The 18,234-nt window shown below is 74.1% G+C and carries 14 protein-coding genes; 10 read left to right on the forward strand and 4 right to left on the reverse strand.

Features of this window, described 5'->3' with window-relative positions; translation table 11 throughout:
* Nucleotides 1–195 precede the first annotated feature (195 nt).
* The 3 genes from ACYVID_RS02475 to ACYVID_RS02485 form a co-directional block, all read right to left on the reverse strand.
* Nucleotides 196–1,830, reverse strand: a complete 1,635-nt coding sequence (locus ACYVID_RS02475) for a DHA2 family efflux MFS transporter permease subunit (RefSeq protein ID WP_460734095.1) — start codon at nucleotides 1,828–1,830, stop codon at nucleotides 196–198.
* The gene (locus tag ACYVID_RS02480) at nucleotides 1,823–2,443 is read right to left on the reverse strand and encodes a TetR/AcrR family transcriptional regulator (RefSeq protein WP_460734097.1); all 621 of its coding nucleotides are present in this window, start codon (nucleotides 2,441–2,443) and stop codon (nucleotides 1,823–1,825) included. The genes ACYVID_RS02475 and ACYVID_RS02480 overlap by 8 nt, the downstream gene beginning before the upstream one ends.
* A 147-nt stretch (nucleotides 2,444–2,590) precedes the next feature.
* Nucleotides 2,591–3,214: an alpha/beta hydrolase gene (locus ACYVID_RS02485; RefSeq protein ID WP_460734099.1), complete on the reverse strand. Its 624-nt coding sequence runs from the start codon at nucleotides 3,212–3,214 to the stop codon at nucleotides 2,591–2,593.
* 87 nt (nucleotides 3,215–3,301) lie between these two features.
* Between ACYVID_RS02485 and ligA the strand changes: the two genes are divergently transcribed.
* Together ligA and ACYVID_RS02495 are read left to right on the forward strand one after the other, a co-directional pair.
* The gene (gene ligA, locus ACYVID_RS02490) at nucleotides 3,302–5,410 is read left to right on the forward strand and encodes an NAD-dependent DNA ligase LigA (protein WP_460734101.1); all 2,109 of its coding nucleotides are present in this window, start codon (nucleotides 3,302–3,304) and stop codon (nucleotides 5,408–5,410) included.
* Between the two features lie 59 nt (nucleotides 5,411–5,469).
* Nucleotides 5,470–7,863 carry a glycosyltransferase family 2 protein gene (locus tag ACYVID_RS02495; RefSeq protein WP_460734103.1) on the forward strand — a complete coding sequence of 798 codons (2,394 nt, stop codon included), beginning with the start codon at nucleotides 5,470–5,472 and terminating at the stop codon, nucleotides 7,861–7,863.
* A 99-nt stretch (nucleotides 7,864–7,962) separates the two neighbouring features.
* On the opposite strand, the gene wrbA is transcribed toward ACYVID_RS02495, so the two are convergent.
* Nucleotides 7,963–8,568 (reverse strand): NAD(P)H:quinone oxidoreductase, encoded by a 606-nt coding sequence (gene wrbA / locus ACYVID_RS02500; protein ID WP_460734105.1) that lies wholly within the window; start codon nucleotides 8,566–8,568, stop codon nucleotides 7,963–7,965.
* A 113-nt stretch (nucleotides 8,569–8,681) separates the two neighbouring features.
* Between wrbA and gatC the strand changes: the two genes are divergently transcribed.
* The 8 genes from gatC (at nucleotide 8,682) to ACYVID_RS02540 (ending at nucleotide 18,032) form a co-directional block, all read left to right on the forward strand.
* The gene (gatC, locus tag ACYVID_RS02505; RefSeq protein WP_300644792.1) at nucleotides 8,682–8,981 is read left to right on the forward strand and encodes an Asp-tRNA(Asn)/Glu-tRNA(Gln) amidotransferase subunit GatC; all 300 of its coding nucleotides are present in this window, start codon (nucleotides 8,682–8,684) and stop codon (nucleotides 8,979–8,981) included.
* On the forward strand, nucleotides 8,978–10,513 hold the full coding sequence (gene gatA, locus ACYVID_RS02510) for an Asp-tRNA(Asn)/Glu-tRNA(Gln) amidotransferase subunit GatA (protein WP_460734107.1): 1,536 nt from the start codon (nucleotides 8,978–8,980) through the stop codon (nucleotides 10,511–10,513). Before gatC ends, gatA begins: the two co-directional genes overlap by 4 nt.
* The gene (gatB, locus tag ACYVID_RS02515; protein WP_460734109.1) at nucleotides 10,510–12,012 is read left to right on the forward strand and encodes an Asp-tRNA(Asn)/Glu-tRNA(Gln) amidotransferase subunit GatB; all 1,503 of its coding nucleotides are present in this window, start codon (nucleotides 10,510–10,512) and stop codon (nucleotides 12,010–12,012) included. The genes gatA and gatB overlap by 4 nt, the downstream gene beginning before the upstream one ends.
* 363 nt (nucleotides 12,013–12,375) lie before the next feature.
* Nucleotides 12,376–13,485, forward strand: coding sequence for a prenyltransferase/squalene oxidase repeat-containing protein (locus tag ACYVID_RS02520; protein WP_460734111.1), 1,110 nt, complete (start codon nucleotides 12,376–12,378; stop codon nucleotides 13,483–13,485).
* Entirely contained in the window at nucleotides 13,482–14,396 is a 915-nt protein-coding gene (locus tag ACYVID_RS02525) for a hypothetical protein (protein WP_460734113.1), read from the forward strand. The genes ACYVID_RS02520 and ACYVID_RS02525 overlap by 4 nt, the downstream gene beginning before the upstream one ends.
* A complete protein-coding gene (locus ACYVID_RS02530; RefSeq protein WP_460734115.1) occupies nucleotides 14,393–15,523 on the forward strand; it encodes an energy-coupling factor transporter transmembrane component T in 1,131 nt (376 codons plus the stop codon). The genes ACYVID_RS02525 and ACYVID_RS02530 overlap by 4 nt, the downstream gene beginning before the upstream one ends.
* Nucleotides 15,520–17,190, forward strand: coding sequence for an ABC transporter ATP-binding protein (locus tag ACYVID_RS02535; RefSeq protein ID WP_460734117.1), 1,671 nt, complete (start codon nucleotides 15,520–15,522; stop codon nucleotides 17,188–17,190). Before ACYVID_RS02530 ends, ACYVID_RS02535 begins: the two co-directional genes overlap by 4 nt.
* Nucleotides 17,191–17,300: 110 nt before the next feature.
* Complete coding sequence (locus ACYVID_RS02540; protein ID WP_460734629.1) at nucleotides 17,301–18,032, forward strand: ECF transporter S component; 732 nt, start codon at nucleotides 17,301–17,303, stop codon at nucleotides 18,030–18,032.
* Nucleotides 18,033–18,234 lie beyond the last annotated feature (202 nt).

Here is an 18,234-nt window from a genome sequence, read left to right on the forward strand (position 1 = left end):
TGTCGGGGCGCCGACGAACCCGGACCGCGCTGGCACGAGGGTTGTGGTCGATACCCGGAAGCTCGACGACGAAGTTCTGTCGTGGAGCTCCCGGGTCTGTCGGGTAGCCGACAAACCCGGCCCGGCCGGCCCCCGCCCACGTCGAACGGGCACGTCCTCCGGGGAGGACGTGCCCGCTCGACGGTGAGGTGCGGCTCAGACGTGGACCGCGGCACCCTCGGGGCCGTCGGTGGCCAGCTCGGTGTGCTTGACCCGCAGCTGGGTCCAGATGACCAGCGATGCGGCGAGCATCATGAACGCACCGATCCGGAAGGCGTCGGTGGCGCCCTCGGAGAAGGTGGCCTGAAAGACCGCCGCCTGCAGGAAGCCCTGTCCCTGCTCAATGGCGACGTCGATGCCGGCGGCACCGGCGGCCTCGGCCAGCTGCGGGGTGACGGTCGCAGCCCGGTCGTTGACCACGCTCAGGGCGACCGTCGACAGGGTCGCCAGGCCCAGCGCGCCGCCGACCTGCTGCATGGTGTTGAGGACGCCCGAGCCGATGCCGGAGTCCTCGTTGCGCAGGTGGTGCACGGCGGTGAGGGTCAGCGGCACGAAGGTCAGGCCCATGCCGATCGACATGGTGAAGATCCACGGCAGGATGTGGGCGAAGTAGTTGTAGCCCTCGCCGGCCGTGGAGTCCTGGGCCAGCTGGGAGACGACGTTGCCCGCCGAGGTGTCGATGTCGATGAGGCTGAACATGAACAGCGAGAACGCCGCGACCAGCGTGCCGGTGCCGGCCAGGAAGCGTGGGTCCACCCGGGCGACGAGGTTCGAGGAGAGCCCGGCGCCGATGACGATGCCGACCGAGAACGGCAGGAACGCGAAGCCCGCCTGGAGCGGGGAGTAGCCGATGACCTGCTGGATGGTGAGCGACAGGAAGTAGAACATCGCGAACATCGCGGCCGGCGCGATCATCATCGCCACGAAGCTGGACGCCCGGGTGCGGTTGCGGAAGATCCGCATCGGCAGGAGCGGGTGCTCCACGCGCGACTCGATCACGAGGAAGACGACGAGGAGCGCGACGCCGGCGACCAGGCTGGCGATGGTCCAGGTGTCGCCCCAGCCGTGCGCCTCCTCACCGGCGCGCGTCAGGCCGTAGACCACGCCCAGGAGGCCGAGTGTGCCGGTGATGGCGCCGGGGACGTCCAGCCAGCCGCTGTGCGTCTCGGACTCGGGCAGGAAGAACGGGGCGGCCACGGCCGCGGCCACGCCGATCGGGACGTTGATGAGGAAGGTGTAGCGCCAGCCGTCGATGCCCAGGCCGAAGAGGTCGGCGTGGCCGGTCAGCCAGCCGCCCAGGATGAGGCCGACCGCGGCTCCGGCGCCGGACATGGCGGCGTAGACCGCGAAGGCGCGGTTGCGCTGCGGGCCGGCCGGGAAGGTCGTGGTGATGAGCGCGAGCGCCGCGGGGGAGGCGAGTGCGGCACCGAGGCCCTGGAGCCCGCGGGAGGCCAGCAGCATCGCCTCGTTCTGGGCCACGCCGCCCAGCAGCGAGGCCAGGGCGAAGACGAGCAGGCCGACCATGAAGACGCGGCGGCGTCCGTAGAGGTCGCCCAGCCGTCCGCCGAGCAGCAGCAGGCCGCCGAACGCGAGGGCGTAGCCCGTGACCAGCCACGACAGGTTGGCGGGCTCGATGGCCAGGTCGGCACCGATGTAGGGCAGCGCGATGTTGGTGATCGTGCCGTCCAGCACGACCATCAGCTGCGCCACGGAGATGACCACGAGGGCCCATCCGAGACGGCTGTGCCCGGCGCGTGCAGGCTGCGCCGGGGCGTCGGTGGTGTCAGTCATGAGGATCCTTCTGGTGCTGACGTGGACTGCCCGGGCGGGTCGCGGCGGGCAGCAGGACCGCGTCGATGACGCGCGTGACGAGCTCCGGGGTGGGGAGCTCGCCGAGGAGGTGGACGCGGTGCATGAGGATGCCCGCGAGGGCCGGCTCGAGGACCTGGAGGTCGGCGTCGGGGGAGACCTCGCCGCGCGCGACGGCGCGGTCCCAGATGCTCCGGCTCACGGCCAACCGGGGTCCGACCACGTCGCGCCGGAAGACCTCGGCGAACTCGGGGTCGGTCGTGGTCGCGGTGAGGATGCTGCCGAACAGCGCCGCCTGCCGCGGGGTGGCCATGCCGCCGAGCCCGCAGTAGGCCTCGCGCAGGTCCTCGCGCAGGCTGCCGGTGTCCGGCGCCTCGGGCGCCGGTCCCTTGTCGTGGACCAGGGCGTCGACCACCAGGGCCGCCTTGCCGTTCCAGCGGCGGTAGAGGGTTGCCTTCGAGGCCTTGGCCCGCGAGGCCACGGCGTCGAGGGTCAGTCGGTCGTAGCCGACCTCGACCAGCACGTCGAGGGTCGCCTCGAGGATCTCGGCCTCCCGGTCGCCCTCGACGCGGGGACGCGCGACGGACTCGGTCATGCGCCCTCCCTCGACTGTGCCCGATGAAACGAAACGGTTCCGTTCCATCGGAGCCCAACAGCCGGACGCCGCCCGACCATTCCCGCTCCGGGTGAAATGTCTAGCCGGGTCCGCCGACAGTCCTGAGGTCAGGCGGGGTGGTCGGGCTCAGACGTGCGTGGCCAGCTTCAGCACGCCCTCGGCGGCGACGTCGTTCCACCGGTCGATCCGACGCAGCATGTAGTGCCCGACCCGGCCCATGTCGACGTACTCCGTGCTGGCCGCGAGCGGGGTCGCCCGGGCGAGGAAGGCGCGGGTCATCCTGGCGGAGGTGATCTTGTCGGAGCGGCCGTGCGCGGCCACGACGTGGCGGTCGCGCAGCGCCCCCACCGGGTCGTCGGGCTGCCACCACGGCGCGAGGGCCATCACACCGACCACGGCCGGGTCGTCGGCGACGTACGCCGAGGTGCGCCCGCCCATGGAGTGCCCGAGCAGCACGACCGGCACGTCGCCGTACGTCGCTCTCACCTGGTCCAGCGCCCAGCGCGCGTCCTGCTGCGGGCCGGCGCCGGTGCCGTTCCAGCCGCGGGCGCGGTAGCGCAGGAGCCACGTGGCGATCCTCGCCTCGTGCAGCCGCGGGGTGATCCGGCGCTGCATGGCCGCCATCCGCTTCCACGAGGCGCTGCGCCCGCCGACCGGCTCGTGGGAGTGCTGGGTCCCGCCGTGCAGGACCAGGCACACGACCCGGGGGGTCCCGGCGAGGTCCAGGCGGGTCAGGGACGCGGTGCTCACGCTGACGTCTTCGTCGCCGGGCACCCGACGGATGGGTGGCCGGACGGGTGGGCCGGGGATGTCGGCGCGCCCTGGCAGGATGCGCGCATGGCCACAGGGACCCCCGCGACCGAGGACGCGCGCGAGGAGCACCGCCGCCTGTCGGAGGAGGTCGAGGACGCGCGCTGGCGCTACTACGTGCTGGACTCCCCGACGATCGACGACGCCGACTTCGACGCCCGGATGCGGCGGCTGGAGGAGCTCGAGGAGGCCCACCCCGAGCTGCGCACGCCCGACTCCCCGACCCAGAAGGTCGGGGGCGCGGTGTCCACGGAGTTCACCCCCGTCGACCACCTGCAGCGGATGGAGAGCCTCGACAACGCCTTCTCGCTCGAGGAGCTCGAGGCCTGGCACGCCCGCCTGGCGCGCGACGGCGTGGAGTCGCCGGCGCTGCTGTGCGAGCTCAAGGTGGACGGCCTGGCCATCAACCTGCTCTACGAGGACGGTCGCCTCGTGCGCGCGCTGACCCGCGGCGACGGCAGCACGGGGGAGGACGTCACCCCCAACGTCAAGACGATCGACGTCGTGCCGCACCGGCTCACGGCGACCGAGGAGTTCCCGGTCCCGGCGCTGGTCGAGGTCCGCGGCGAGGTGTTCCTGCCGACCGAGGCCTTCGAGCGGCTCAACGAGCAGATGACCGAGGCCGGCAAGCCGGTGTTCGCCAACCCCCGCAACGCCGCGGCCGGCTCGCTGCGGCAGAAGGATCCCCGCGTCACCGCCTCGCGCGCGCTCGGGATGGTCTGCCACGGCATCGGTGCCCGCGAGGGCTTCGAGCCGGCGTCGCAGTCGCAGGCCTACGCCGCCCTCGCCGCCTGGGGCCTGCCGACCTCGGCGCGTGCCCGCGTGGTGGCGACCCTGGCCGAGGTCGAGGAGGTCATCACCCACTTCGGCGAGCACCGCCACGACGTCGAGCACGAGATCGACGGCGTCGTGGTCAAGGTCGACGACGTCGCGTCGCAGCGACGCCTGGGCTCCACGAGCCGCGCTCCGCGTTGGGCGATCGCCTTCAAGTACCCGCCCGAGGAGGTCAACACCCGGCTCCTCGACATCCGGGTCAACGTCGGTCGCACCGGCCGCGTGACGCCGTACGGCGTCATGGAGCCGACCAGGGTGGCCGGCTCGACCGTGGAGAACGCCACCCTCCACAACGCCCACGAGGTCAAGCGCAAGGACGTGCGACCCGGCGACACTGTCATCCTGCGCAAGGCCGGCGACGTCATCCCCGAGATCCTCGGCCCGGTGCTGGCGCTGCGGCCCGAGGGGCTGCCGGAGTGGGAGATGCCGACCCACTGCCCCGAGTGCGGCACCGCGCTCGCGGAGCAGAAGGAGGGCGACAAGGACCTGCGCTGCCCCAACTCCGAGCAGTGCCCCGGCCAGGTGCGCGAGCGCCTGTTCTTCGTGGCCAGCCGCTCGGCCTTCGACATCGAGGGCCTGGGCTACGAGGCGGCCGTGGCGCTGATCGAGGCGGGCGTGGTCGCCAACGAGGGCGACGTCTTCGACCTCGACGAGGCCGCGCTCCTGCGCACCGACCTCTTCACCCGTGCCCCCAAGAAGGGGGAGGAGGGCCCGCAGCTCACGGCCAACGGCCGTCGCCTGCTCGACAACCTCGCCACCCGCAAGCAGGTCCCGCTCTGGCGGGTCCTGGTCTCGCTCTCCATCCGGCACGTCGGACCCACGGCCGCCCGGGCACTGGCCACCGAGTTCGGCTCGATGGAGGCGATCCGCGCCGCCACCGAGGAGCAGCTGGCTGCCGCCGAGGGCGTCGGCCCGACGATCGCGGACGCGGTGACCCGGTGGTTCGAGGTCGACTGGCACCGCGAGATCGTCGAGAAGTGGGCCGCGGCCGGGGTCTCGATGGCCGACGAGCGCGACGAGTCGGTGCCGCGCACGCTGGAGGGGCTCACCGTCGTGGTGACCGGCTCCCTGATCGACTTCTCCCGCGACTCCGCGAAGGAGGCGATCCTGAGCCGCGGCGGCAAGGCGGCGGGCTCGGTCTCGAAGAAGACCGACTTCGTCGTCGTCGGCGACAACGCCGGCTCCAAGGCCGAGAAGGCCGAGCAGCTCGGGGTGCCGATCCTCGACGAGGACGGGTTCAAGCAGCTGCTCGAGCAGGGCCCGCCGACCGTCGAGCCCACGGCGCCCGACGAGGAGTCGTAGTACCGACGTACGACCCCTCGCCCGGTTTCGCCGGGCCCTGACCGGGCAGGGGACCTGGCGTGCTCGAGCCCCTCACCTCCGCGCTCCTGGTCTCCGCCGCCCTGCTGGTGGTCGCCACGGTGCTGCTCTTCACCGTCCGCGACCGGGACGCGCGCACCCCGCACCTGCCGCTGACCACGGCCGTCGCCGGCGCGGTGGTCGTGGCGCTGGCCGCGCTCGGCGTCGCTCGCCTCCTCGACCTCCCGCCCGGTACGGCGACGGGCGCGGCGGTCGGCCTGGGCGCGACCGTGCTGGCGTGGTACCCCCTGGGTCGCGCCTGGGACGTCCGCGGGCTCGCCGCGTGGGCGCTGACTCTCGACACCGGTGTGCTCTACCTCGCCTTCATCGCCACCTGGACCCTCACCGCCGACGCCGGCGTCCTGACCATGGCCGTCAGCGGGGCGCTGTGGCTGCTGGAGCTCTTCGTGCTGCTCCTCGGCGCCGGCTACGTCTGGGAGCTGGTCGACGTGCTGGCGCGGCGGCACTGGACCGGTCCCGCGGCGGCGACGCCCGTTCCCGGGGCCCGCCGGCCGTTCGTGAGCCTGCACGTGCCGTGCCACAACGAGCCGCCGGACATGGTCATCGAGACTGTCGAGCGGCTCCTGCTGCTGGACTACGAGGACTACGAGGTCCTGGTGGTCGACAACAACACCACCGACCCCGCGCTGTGGCGCCCGCTCGAGGAGTTCTGCGCCCGGCACGACCGGGTCACCTTCCGGCACCTCGAGGACTGGCCGGGCTTCAAGTCCGGGGCGCTCAACCACGCCCTCACCGTCACCGACCCGCGCGCCGAGGTGATCGGCATCGTCGACGCCGACTACCACGTCGACCCCGACTTCCTCACCGACTGCGCCCCGCTCTTCGCCGACCCCGACGTCTCCTTCGTCCAGACCCCGCAGGACTACCGCGACTGGCGCGTCTCGGCCTACTTCCGCCGGCTCTACCACTCCTACGGCTACTTCTTCGACGTCAGCCAGCGTTCGCGCAACGAGCGCAACGGGGCGATCTTCGGCGGCACCATGGGCCTGATCCGCCGCTCCTCGCTGGAGCAGGTCGGCGGCTGGGACGAGTGGTGCATCACCGAGGACGCCGAGCTCTCGCTGCGGCTGCTGCGCGCCGGCACCCGCGGCGTGCACATCGACCGCGCCTACGGCCGGGGCGTGATGCCGCTGAGCTTCGAGTCGCTCAAGGGCCAGCGGTTCCGCTGGTGCTTCGGCGGCATCCAGATCCTGCGCATGCACTGGCGCTCGCTGCTGCCCGGGCGGCGCACCGAGGAGAACCGGCTGACCCTCGGCCAGCGCTGGGCCTACCTCGTGGGCGGCCTGCAGTGGTTCGGCGACCTGGCCGCGGTGGTCTTCACGTTCTTCCTGCTCGCCGGGGCCGTCGACGCGATCACGGGGGAGGGCCTGGTCATCCGACGACTCTCCGGGCTGATCCTCGTGGCCGTCGTCGCGCTCGTCGTGCTGGGCGCGGTCCGCTCGGTCGCGCTCGTGCGGCGTGCCAGCCGCGCCTCGTGGGGCGAGGCGGCGGGCGCCTTCGGGCTGTGGCTCGGCCTGGGGCTGACCGTGGCCAAGGCGTCGTGGCTGGGCCTGGTGTCGAAGCAGGGCGCGTTCCTGCGCACGCCCAAGGTCAAGGGGGAGCCGACCGCGCTCGACGCGCTGCGCGGCAACCGCACCGAGACCGTCCTGGCGCTGGTCTGCCTCGGGCTCGGCGCCGCGGCCCTGGTGGCCGGCACCCCCGGCGCGCTCGCGGTCGGGGGACTGCTGCTCGTGCAGGGGGTCGGCTTCGCGCTGGCCCCGCTCAACAGCCTGGCCGCCATCCGGTCCGACCTGCCCGAGGACCTGCGTCGCCGCCGGGCGGGCCTGGCCCTGGCCGCCGTCGCCACGCCCGTACGCCGCAGCGGCACCGTCCTGGCCGGTGCTGCCGGCGTGCTGACCGGCTTCGTGGTGCTGGCCGCGCCGGTCTCCGCCCCGCCGGGGAGCCTCGACGACCTGCCGGGGTTCCCCGGCCTGGAGTCGTGGGAGGAGGCCACCGAGCCGGACGAGCCTGCCGTCGGCCCGGCTTCGCGCGCCCCGCGCCCGGAGACGACCCGGCCGTCGGTCGTGGGGGTCGTGGCCACGACGGCGGTCGGCACGACCGCCCCGGCCGCCACCGCACCCGCGGCCACCGCGCGGCCCACGCGGACCCCGTCAGGCGCCCCCACGTCGGCCGGCCAGCCCACCGGCACACCGGGCTCGGCGGCCACCACGCCCACGACCGCGGCGACCACGCCGCCGGCCTCCACCCAGTCACCCGGGAAGCCGACGGCCAAGCCGACCCAGGCGAGCTCGCCGACTCCCGGCGGCGGCAAGCCCACGGCCAAGCCGACCCAGGCCGCCTCGCCCACCAAGGGCCCGGGCAAGCCGACCGGCTGAGGCAGGGCGGCCGCGGCCCGGCGTACGACGCAGGGGCCGGCCCCGGGCGGGACCGGCCCCTGCGGGGGTCGTGCGCGGCTCGCTCGTGGCTCGTGCGGCTCAGGCCGCGGCGGAGCCGTTCAGCCGCTCGGCGATGCGGATCGCGCGGGTGACCAGGTGGTCGAGCACCGCGTGGTCGTCGTCGTCCAGGTCGCCGCCGGCGCCGGTGACCTTGCCGACGCCGTACGGGTTGCCGTCGGTGAACTTCACCGGGTCGGTGTAGCCGGGCGGGACGATGATGCCGCCGAGGTGGGCGAAGGTGGTGTGGAAGGCCTGCAGCGTCGTCTCCTGCCCGCCGTGCTTGGTCTGGGAGGAGGTGAAGGCGGTGTAGACCTTGTCGGCCAGCTTGCCCTCGGACCACAGCGGGCCGAGGGTGTCGATGAAGCCCTGCATCTGGCTGGTCACGTGGCCGTAGCGGGTGGGGGAGCCCATCACCACGACGTCGGCCCACTCCAGGTCCTCGGGCGCCGCGACGGGCTCGCCGGCCATCGCGTCGACGTGGGCCTTCCAGGCCTCCTGCGAGCCGTAGGCCTCGGCCGGGGCGGTCTCCTTCACGTGCCGCAGGCGCACCTCGGCGCCCTGCTTCTCCGCGGTCTCCGCGAGGCGCTGGGCCATGGCGTGGGTGCTGCCGTAGCTGGAGTAGTAGACGATCGCGACCTTGGTCATGCGGGTGTCCTCCCGAGTTCGTTGCACGAATGTTGATGGTTCAACTTCGAGCGTACGGAGCGGTGGAGGCCCGGCAGTCACCCCCGCGGGTGGCCGCTCCTAGGATGGCCCGCATGCCCGAGATCTCCCGAGACGAGGTCGCCCACCTGGCGACCCTGGCCCGGATCGACCTGTCCGACGCCGAGCTGGACCACCTGGCTCCCCAGCTGTCGGTGATCCTCGAGTCGGTCGCCTCCATCAGCGAGGTGGCCGGTCCCGACGTGCCTCCGACCTCCCACCCGATGCCGCTGACCAACGTGTTCCGGGAGGACGTCGTGCAGCCCAGCCTGACCGCCGAGCAGGCGCTCGCCATGGCCCCGCAGGCCGAGGAGCAGCGCTTCGCCGTGCCGCGCATCCTGGGGGACGAGCAGTGAGCGACGTGACGCGGCGCACCGCTGCCGACCTCGCCGAGGCGCTCGCCGCGGGCGAGACCACCTCGGTCGCCCTGACCCAGGCTCACCTCGACCGGATCGCCGCGGTCGACGGCTCGGCCGAGTCCGGGGTCCACGCCTTCCTCCACGTCGACCTCGAGGGGGCGCTGGCCGCGGCCGCCGCCTCCGACGAGCGCCGCGCGGCCGGGGCGCCGCTGCACGCGCTCGACGGCGTCCCGATCGCGGTGAAGGACGTCCTGACCACCACCGGGCTGCCCACCACGTGCGGGTCGAGGATCCTCGAGGGCTGGGTCCCGCCGTACGACGCCACCGTCGTCGCGCGGCTCAAGGCCGCCGGCCTGCCGATCCTGGGCAAGACCAACATGGACGAGTTCGCGATGGGCTCCTCCACCGAGCACTCCGCCTACGGCCCCACCCGCAACCCGTGGGATCTCGAGCGGATCCCCGGCGGCTCCGGGGGCGGCTCGGCCGCCGCGGTCGCCGCCTTCGAGGCACCGCTGGCCCTCGGCACCGACACCGGCGGCTCGATCCGCCAGCCCGGTGCGGTCACCGGCACGGTCGGGGTCAAGCCGACGTACGGCGGGGTGTCCCGCTACGGGCTGGTCGCCATGGCCAACAGCCTCGACCAGGTCGGCCCGGTCACCCGGACCGTCCTGGACGCCGCGCTGCTGCACGAGCTGATCGGCGGGCACGACCCGCGCGACTCCACCTCCATCGACCAGCCGCTGCCCGGCCTGGTCGCCGCCGCCCGGCAGGGCGCTGCCGGTGACCTGACGGGCCTGCGGGTCGGCGTCATCCGCGAGCTGCAGGGCGAGGGCTACCAGGCCGGCGTCCTGGCCCGGTTCCAGGAGTCGCTGGAGCTGCTGACGAAGGCCGGCGCCGAGGTCGTCGAGGTGTCGTGCCCGAGCTTCGTGCACGCGCTGGCGACCTACTACCTCGTGATGCCGTGCGAGGCGTCCTCGAACCTCGCGAAGTTCGACGCCATGCGCTACGGCCTGCGGGTGCTGCCGGAGGGTGTCGACTCGCCCTCGGCCGAGGAGGTCATGCGCGCCACCCGCGACGCCGGCTTCGGCGACGAGGTCAAGCGCCGCATCATCCTGGGCACCTACGCGCTGTCCAGCGGCTACTACGACGCCTACTACGGCACCGCCCAGCGGGTGCGCACCCTCATCTCGCGCGACTTCGAGGCCGCCTTCGGCCAGGTCGACGTGCTGGTCAGCCCGACCGCGCCGACCACGGCGTTCAAGCTGGGCGAGAAGCTCGACGACCCGCTGGCGATGTACCTCAACGACCTGGCGACCATCCCGGCCAACCTCGCCGGCGTCCCGGGCATCTCGCTGCCCAGCGGCCTGGCCGACGAGGACGGCCTGCCCGCCGGCTTCCAGGTGCTCGCGCCCGCGATGGCCGACGACCGGCTCTACCGTGTCGGTGCCGCCCTCGAGGCGGCGCTGGAGGAGCGGTGGGGCGGCCCGCTGCTCGACAAGGCTCCTGCGCTGGAAGGTGTGGCCCGATGACCGCCGCGAACGAGACCCTGATGCCCTTCGACGACGTGCTGGCGGCGTACGACCCGGCGCTCGGCCTGGAGGTCCACGTCGAGCTCAACACCGCGACTAAGATGTTCTGCGGGTGCCCGGCGGTCTTCGGCGGAGAGCCGAACACCCAGGTCTGCCCCACCTGCCTGGGGCTGCCCGGCGCGATGCCGGTGGTCAACGGCAAGGCCGTGGAGTCGGCGATCCGCATCGGCCTGGCGCTGAACTGCGACATCGCCGAATGGTGCCGCTTCGCCCGGAAGAACTACTTCTACCCGGACATGCCGAAGAACTTCCAGACCAGCCAGTACGACGAGCCGATCGCCTTCGACGGCTGGATGGACGTGGAGGTCGACGGCGAGACCTTCCGTGTCGAGATCGAGCGCGCGCACATGGAGGAGGACACCGGGAAGTCGACCCACGTGGGCGGCAGCACCGGTCGCATCCACGGCGCCGACTACTCCCTGGTCGACTACAACCGCGCCGGCATCCCCCTCATCGAGATCGTCACGCGCCCGATCCTGGGTGCGGGGGAGAAGGCCCCGGCCGTCGCCCGTGCCTACGTCAGCCAGCTGCGCGACCTGATCGTCGCGCTCGGCGTCTCCGAGGCCCGGATGGACCAGGGCAACCTGCGTGCCGACGTGAACCTCTCGCTGTCGCCGAAGGGGTCGGGCACGCTCGGCACCCGCACCGAGACCAAGAACGTCAACTCCTTCCGCTCCGTCGAGCGGGCGGTGCGCTTCGAGATGCAGCGGCACGCCGCGATCCTCGACTCCGGTCAGGCGATCTTCCAGGAGACCCGGCACTGGCACGAGGACACCGGCATCACCACCGCCGGGCGGCCCAAGTCCGACGCCGACGACTACCGCTACTTCCCCGAGCCCGACCTGGTGCCCGTCGCCCCGTCGCGGGAGTGGGTCGAGGAGCTGCGCGGCACCCTGCCGGAGAACCCCGTCCTGCGGCGCGCGCGGCTGCAGGAGTCCTGGGGCTACACCGACCTGGAGATGCGCGACGTCGTCGCCGCCGGGGTCATGGGCGAGATCGAGCGGACCGTCGCCGCCGGCGCCTCGCCGCAGGCGGCCCGGAAGTGGTGGCTCTCCGAGCTCTCGCGCCGCGCCAACGACGCCGGCGTGGAGATCACCGACCTGGGCGTGACGCCCGAGCAGGTGGCCGCCGTCCAGGCGCTGGTCGACGCCGGCACCGTCAACGACAAGCTCGCCCGGCAGGTCTTCGACGGCCTGCTGGCCGGTGAGGGCACCCCGGCGGAGATCGTGGAGAAGCGCGGTCTGGCCGTCGTCTCCGACGAGGGCGCGCTCTCGGCCGCAGTCGACAAGGCGATCGCCGAGAACCCCGACGTCGCCGACAAGATCCGCGACGGCAAGGTCGCGGCCGCCGGTGCGCTCATCGGTGCGGTGATGAAGGAGATGCGCGGCCAGGCCGACGCCGGCCGCGTCCGTGAGCTGGTGCTGGAGAAGCTGACCTGATCCCGCTGACCCGGGTGCGCTGACATGGGTGCGCTGACCTGGGTGCGCCGCACCCGGGGCCTGCCCTACCACAGGTCCCGGGTGGCGCAGGTCTCCTGGTCCCGGGCTGGTGCCGGCCTCGGATCGCGGTACGCTCCAGCGGCACCGCCTGGTGCACCCAACTCCACACACGCTCGCAGCGGGGAAAGCCGGTCGAAGTCCGGCGCTGACCCGCAACCGTAGGCCGCTCCTCCCGCGTGGAGGGGCGGCGAGCCGGAGCACCTGCTGCGACGCGTCCCGATCACACGCTGTCGTGGAAAGCAGCGGGTGGCCACCTCGGTCTGCCGAGTCGTGCCCTCCCGCTGGTGCAGCGGAGAGGAACCCATGACCCGCACCACCCTGCGCGCGACCTTCGTCGCGCTGACCGCCTCGGCCCTGGCCGTCGGCACGGTCTCGTCGATCCCGGCCTCGGCCGCCCCCGCCGGTGCCGCCGAGGAGAAGCGCGCCGTCCAGTGGCTGACCGGTGAGCTCGGCCCCGACGGCCTCATGGTCAACGAGGAGTTCGCCTTCACCGACGTCGGCCTGAGCATCGACGCCGGCCTCGCGCTCCTCGGAGCCGGCCGCAAGGGCGCCGTGGCCCGCGACATCGCGACCGCCGCGGCGGGGGAGGTCGAGTCCTACACGCAGGGCGGCGAGTTCGACCCCGGTGCGGTGTACGCCGGTGCGACGGCCAAGCTGGCGGCGTACACCGTCCTGACCGGCGGTGACCCGACCGACGTCGGCGGCACCGACCTGGTCGCCCAGCTCGAGGGCGTGACCGCCGACGCGGGTCCCTCGGCCGGCCGGATCGCGGACCAGAGCGACTTCGGCGACTTCGCCAACACCATCGGCCAGGCGTTCGCGGCCACTGCGCTGTCGCGCGCCGGGTCCTCGGAGGCCGGTGCCGCCGTGGAGTTCCTGCTGGCCCAGCAGTGCGCCGACGGCTACTTCCGCCTGCCCTTCACCGCGGACGCCGCCGCCGAGGACCAGTCCTGCGACGCCGACGGCGGCCGGCCGAGCGTCGACACCACGGGTCTCGTGGTCACCCAGCTGCTGCAGGTCGAGGGGTTCGAGGACGAGGTCGTCCCAGCCGTCACCCGGGCGGCACGCTGGCTGGCCAGCAACCAGCAGGACAACGGCTCCTTCTCGACCGGGGTCGAGGGTGAGTCGAGCAACAGCAACTCCACGGGTCTGGCCGGCTGGGCGCTGGCCGAGGTCGGCTCCTGCGGCAAGGCTCGCCAGGCCGCGCGCTGGGTGAAGAAGCTGCAGGTCGCCCCGAAGCACTCCGAGACCCAGCTGGACGGGGAGATCGGCGCGATCGCCTTCGACCGAGCAGCCTTCCGGGCCGGCAAGGACGACGGCATCACCACGGGGTCCCGCGACCAGTGGCGCCGGGCGACGGCCCAGGCCACGGCCGTGCTGCAGAACCTCTCCAAGGCGACGTGCCGGCGGTGACCCGGCTCGCACGCGTGGCGGCGCTCGCGCTCGGGGCGGCCGTCCTCACGGTGCCGGTGGGTGCCCAGCCCGCCTCCGCGGCCACCTGCCCCGCGGGGAGCGGGGTGAGCGTGGTCGTCGACCCCAACAGCCTCGGCGGTCCCGTGTCCACCTCGTGCGTCGCCGACGGCGGGGGTGACGTGGCCTCCGCGCTCTTCGCGGCGGCCGGGCACTCGCTGACCTACGCCCAGCGCCAGCCGGGCTTCGTGTGCCGCGTCGACGACGCGCCGGCCGACGACCCCTGCGTCAACGCTTCGCCCGCCGACCGGTTCTGGAGCCTGTGGTGGTCCGACGGCACCTCCGGGACGTGGACCTACTCCTCGCAGGGGGTCACCTCGCTGAAGGTCCCCGAGGGTGGCTCGGTCGCCTTCTCCTTCGACGACGTCGAGGGGGAGGCGCGCCCGAGCGCGACCCCGCCGCAGGGCAGCGCGCCCAGCGCGACGCCCACGACCGGCAGCGGGGGGTCCGGTGCGGGCTCGGGCGGGTCCTCGGGCTCCTCGGGTGCCGGGACCGGCTCGTCCCCCGCGACCGGGAGCACCACGGGCGCGGACCCGTCGGCCACGGCGGGCGCACCCTCGGACGAGGGTCGCGCGCGTGCCGGGGACCGGGACCGGGGCGCGGGCGAGCGCGATGGGCGGAAGGGTCGCGACCGTCGTACCGACGAGTCCGGGACGGCCTCCGAGCCCTCGGACCAGCCGTCGGAGGACGCTGCGGACGAGGCGGTCGCCGACGACGTCGTCTCCGACCCCGACGCCGCGCCGGCCTCCGCGGAGACCGACGGCCTGCCCGTGTGGGTGGCCCCGGTCGCCCTGCTCGTCCTGGCGCTCGGCGCCGGCGGCGCCGTGCTCGCCCGGCGGCGGTCGCTGCGATGACCACCCGGGCCCCACGCCTGCCACGCGACCTGCACCCGGTCGCGTGGTGGGTGTGGGCGCTCGGCCTCGCCGCGGCGGCGTCCGCGACGACCAACCCCTTCTCCCTGCTGCTGCTCGTCGGCGCCGCCTGCGTCGTCGTGCTGGCCCGCCGCTCCGACCAGCCGTGGGCGCGCGCCTTCCGGCTCTACCTCTGGCTCGGCCTGGCCGTCGTCGTCTTCCGGGTGGCCTTCCGCCTCGTCCTCGGTGGCGGCTACGGCACGACCGTCCTGCTCGACCTGCCGGCGGTGCCGCTGCCGGACATCGCCGCGGGGATCACCCTGCTCGGCCCGGTGACGCTGGAGTCCCTGCTGGCCGGGTTGTACGACGGCATGCGGCTCGCCGCCATCGTCATCTGCATCGGCGCGGCCAACGCGCTGGCCAACCCCAAGCGCCTGTTGCGCTCCGTGCCCCCGGCGCTCTACGAGATCGGAGCGGCCCTGGTGGTCGCCGTCACCGTCCTGCCCCAGCTCGCCGACTCCGCCCGGCGCGTGCGCGCCGCCCAGGGCCTGCGTGCCGGGGCGAGCGGCCGGGTCGGGCGGCTGCGCCGGTTCCTCGTGCCGGTCCTGGAGGACGCCATCGACCGCTCGATGGCGATGGCCGCCGGCATGGACGCCCGCGGCTACGGCCGCGCCCCCGGCCTGGACCGCCGCGCCCGCATCCGCACCGGCGCCCTGATGATCACCGGCCTGTGCGGCGTGTGCCTGGGCACGTACGCCGTCCTCGACCGCACCGCGCCGCGCTGGCTCGCGCTGCCGGTGCTGCTGCTCGGCGTCGGCATCGCCGTCCTCGGCCTGGTCAGCGCCGGGCGTCGCGTGCAGCGCACCCGCTACCGGCCCGACCCGTGGCGGCTCGAGGAGTGGCTGGTCGCCGGCTCCGGTGTCGCCACCGCCGCCCTGGGCGTGTGGACCGGCCGCTCCCAGCTGCTCGTCGCCTACCCGTCCCTCGACGCGGTGCCCGTCGTGAGCGCGGTCGTGCTCCTCGGCGTGGCCGTCGCGCTGGCCGGCGGGATGGCCGCCCCACGACCCGTCCTGGTGCTCGCGGGCGCCCCCGCCCCCGTCGTACCCCAGCCCGTCGGAGCCGCCGCATGACCGCCCCCGTCCTCGAGCTGCGCGGGATCCGCCTGGGCTACCAGGCCGGCCAGCCGCCGGTGTTGGCCGACGTCGACCTGGTCGTGGAGGAGGGCGAGCTCGTGCTGCTCTCCGGGCCCACCGGCGTCGGCAAGTCGACGCTGCTCGGCGTCGTCAGCGGACTGGTGCCGCGCTTCTCCGGCGGCGTGCTGACCGGGGACGTGCTGCTCGACGGTGAGAGCGTGCTGCACCGCCCGCCGCGCGAGCGCGCCCACGTGGTGGGCTACGTCGGGCAGGACCCGGCCCTCGGCTTCGTCACCGACACCGTCGAGGAGGAGCTCGCCTACGGCATGGAGCAGCTCGGCCTGCCCGCGCCGACGATGCGCCGCCGGGTCGAGGAGACCCTCGACCTGCTGGGCATCGCCGACCTGCGTGCCCGCGACCTGCGGACGCTCTCCGGGGGGCAGCAGCAGCGGGTCGCCATCGGCTCGGTGCTCACGATGCACCCGCGGCTGCTCGTGCTCGACGAGCCCACCTCCGCCCTCGACCCGACGGCGGCCGAGGAGGTGCTGGCCACCCTGACCCGGCTGGTCCACGACCTCGGCGTCTCGGTGCTGCTGGCCGAGCACCGGCTGGAGCGGGTCGTCCCGTTCGCCGACACGATGTGCCTGATGACCGGCGACGGCCGGGTGCGGGTGGGGGAGCCGGTCGACCTGCTGGCCGAGTCCCCGGTCGTCCCGCCCATCGTCGAGCTCGGCCGCGCCGCCGGCTGGAGCCCGCTGCCGCTGAGCGTCCGCGACGCGCGCCGCCGCGCGCGGGGGCTGCAGGAGCGGCTGGCGGGGGTCTCCTGGCTCGTCGCCGACGCTCCTCGCACCTCGACCAGCGAGCAGTCGGGGGTCGCCTCGGGACCCGGCGCCGACGGGGACGGCCTGGTCGCCACCGGCGTCACCGTCGTCCACGGCCGCGAGGTGGCCGTGCGCTCGGTGGACCTGACCCTGCCGGCCGGCCGCGTCACGGCGCTCATGGGCCGCAACGGCGCCGGGAAGTCCTCGCTGCTGTGGGCGCTGCAGGGCACCGGCGCCCGGTTCGCCGGCACCGTCGACGTCCGGCGCGGCGGAGCCGTCGCCGACCCGGCGACCAGGCCCGTTACCGAGCGCCGCGGCCTGGTCGGGCTGCTCCCGCAGAACGCGGCCGACCTGCTCTACCTCGAGACCGTCGGCGAGGAACTGGCCGCCGGCGACGGCGAGCGCCCCGCGGACCGCGGCGGGTGCCGGCGGATCCTGGACCAGCTGGTCCCCGGCGTACCCGACGACGCGCACCCGCGCGACCTCTCCGAGGGCCAGCGCCTGGCGCTGGCGCTCTCCCTGGTGCTCGCCGCCCGGCCGGGCGTGCTGCTGCTGGACGAGCCGACGCGCGGGCTGGATTACGCCGCCAAGCGGGCGCTCGCCGCGTCGGTGCGGGCGCTGGCCGCCGAGGGGCACGCGGTGCTGGTGGCCAGCCACGACGTCGAGTTCATCGCGCAGGCCGCCGACGACGCGGTCGTGCTGGCCGACGGCGAGGTCGTCTCGCGCGGCCCGGCCCGCCGCGTGGTCGCGGAGTCACCGGCGTTCGCCCCGCAGGTCACCAAGGTCCTCGGCCCGCCGTGGTTGCGGGTCGACGAGGTGGTCGCCGCGCTGGAGACGGCGTGAGCGCGCCCGCCCCGGCCAGGCCGACGGCGCCGCACGAGCGGCTGGTCGACGCCGTGCCCCTCTCGCGGCGCTCGGTCGCCGTGCTCTCCCTCGCCAGCCTCGCGGGGCTGATGATGCTCGTCTGGCCGCTGCTGCTGCGGGTGCCCGACGGCGCGCGCGTGGACCCGCCGTTCCTCTTCCTGGCGCTGCTGCCGGTGGTCGTGGCCGTCGTGCTCGCGGAGGTCACCGAGGGCGGGCTCGATGCGCGGGTGCTGGCCCTGCTGGGGGTGCTGAGCGCGGTCAACGCGGTGACCCGGGCGATCTCCCCGGGGATCTCCGGCGTCGAGCTGGTCTTCTTCCTGCTGATCATCGGCGGGCGGGTGATGGGGCCGGGGTTCGGGTTCGCGCTCGGGTGCACGTCGCTGTTCGCCTCCGCGCTGGTCACCGCCGGTGTCGGGCCCTGGCTGCCGTACCAGATGTTGGTCGCGGCCTGGGTCGGCATGGGTGCCGGCCTGTTGCCGCGCCGGGCCCGGGGTCGGGCGGAGATCGCGCTGCTGGTGGCGTACGCCGTCGTGGCGGCGTACCTCTTCGGCGCGCTGATGAACCTCTCCGGCTGGCCGTTCCTCCTCGGCGTCGCGGTCCCGGGCTACGAGAGCGACCTGTCCTACGTGCCGGGCGCGCCGATCCTGGAGAACCTCCAGCGGTTCGGGATCTACACGCTGCTCACCTCCACCGGTGGCTGGGACACCATGCGCGCGATCACCAATGCCGTCGCCATCGTCGTCCTGGGCCCCGCCGTCCTCGCCGTGCTGCGGCGTGCCAACCGCCGCGCCACCGTCACCGGCACGGTCGCCACCGACTGATCGACTGATCGTTCCCGCGCCCGCATGTGGGTGGCCGACCCGGCGCATCTTTCCGGAAGAACGCGCCGGTTCGGCGAGGCACGGTCGGCTCGAACCGGCGCATCTTTCCGGAAGAACGCGCCGGCTCGGCGGGAGACAGTCGGCCCGAGGTTCATCCGGAGGACGGGGCGTGAGCCAGGTTCACGCACGGTCCTCCAGCGGA

Source organism: Nocardioides ginkgobilobae (assembly GCF_054781275.1).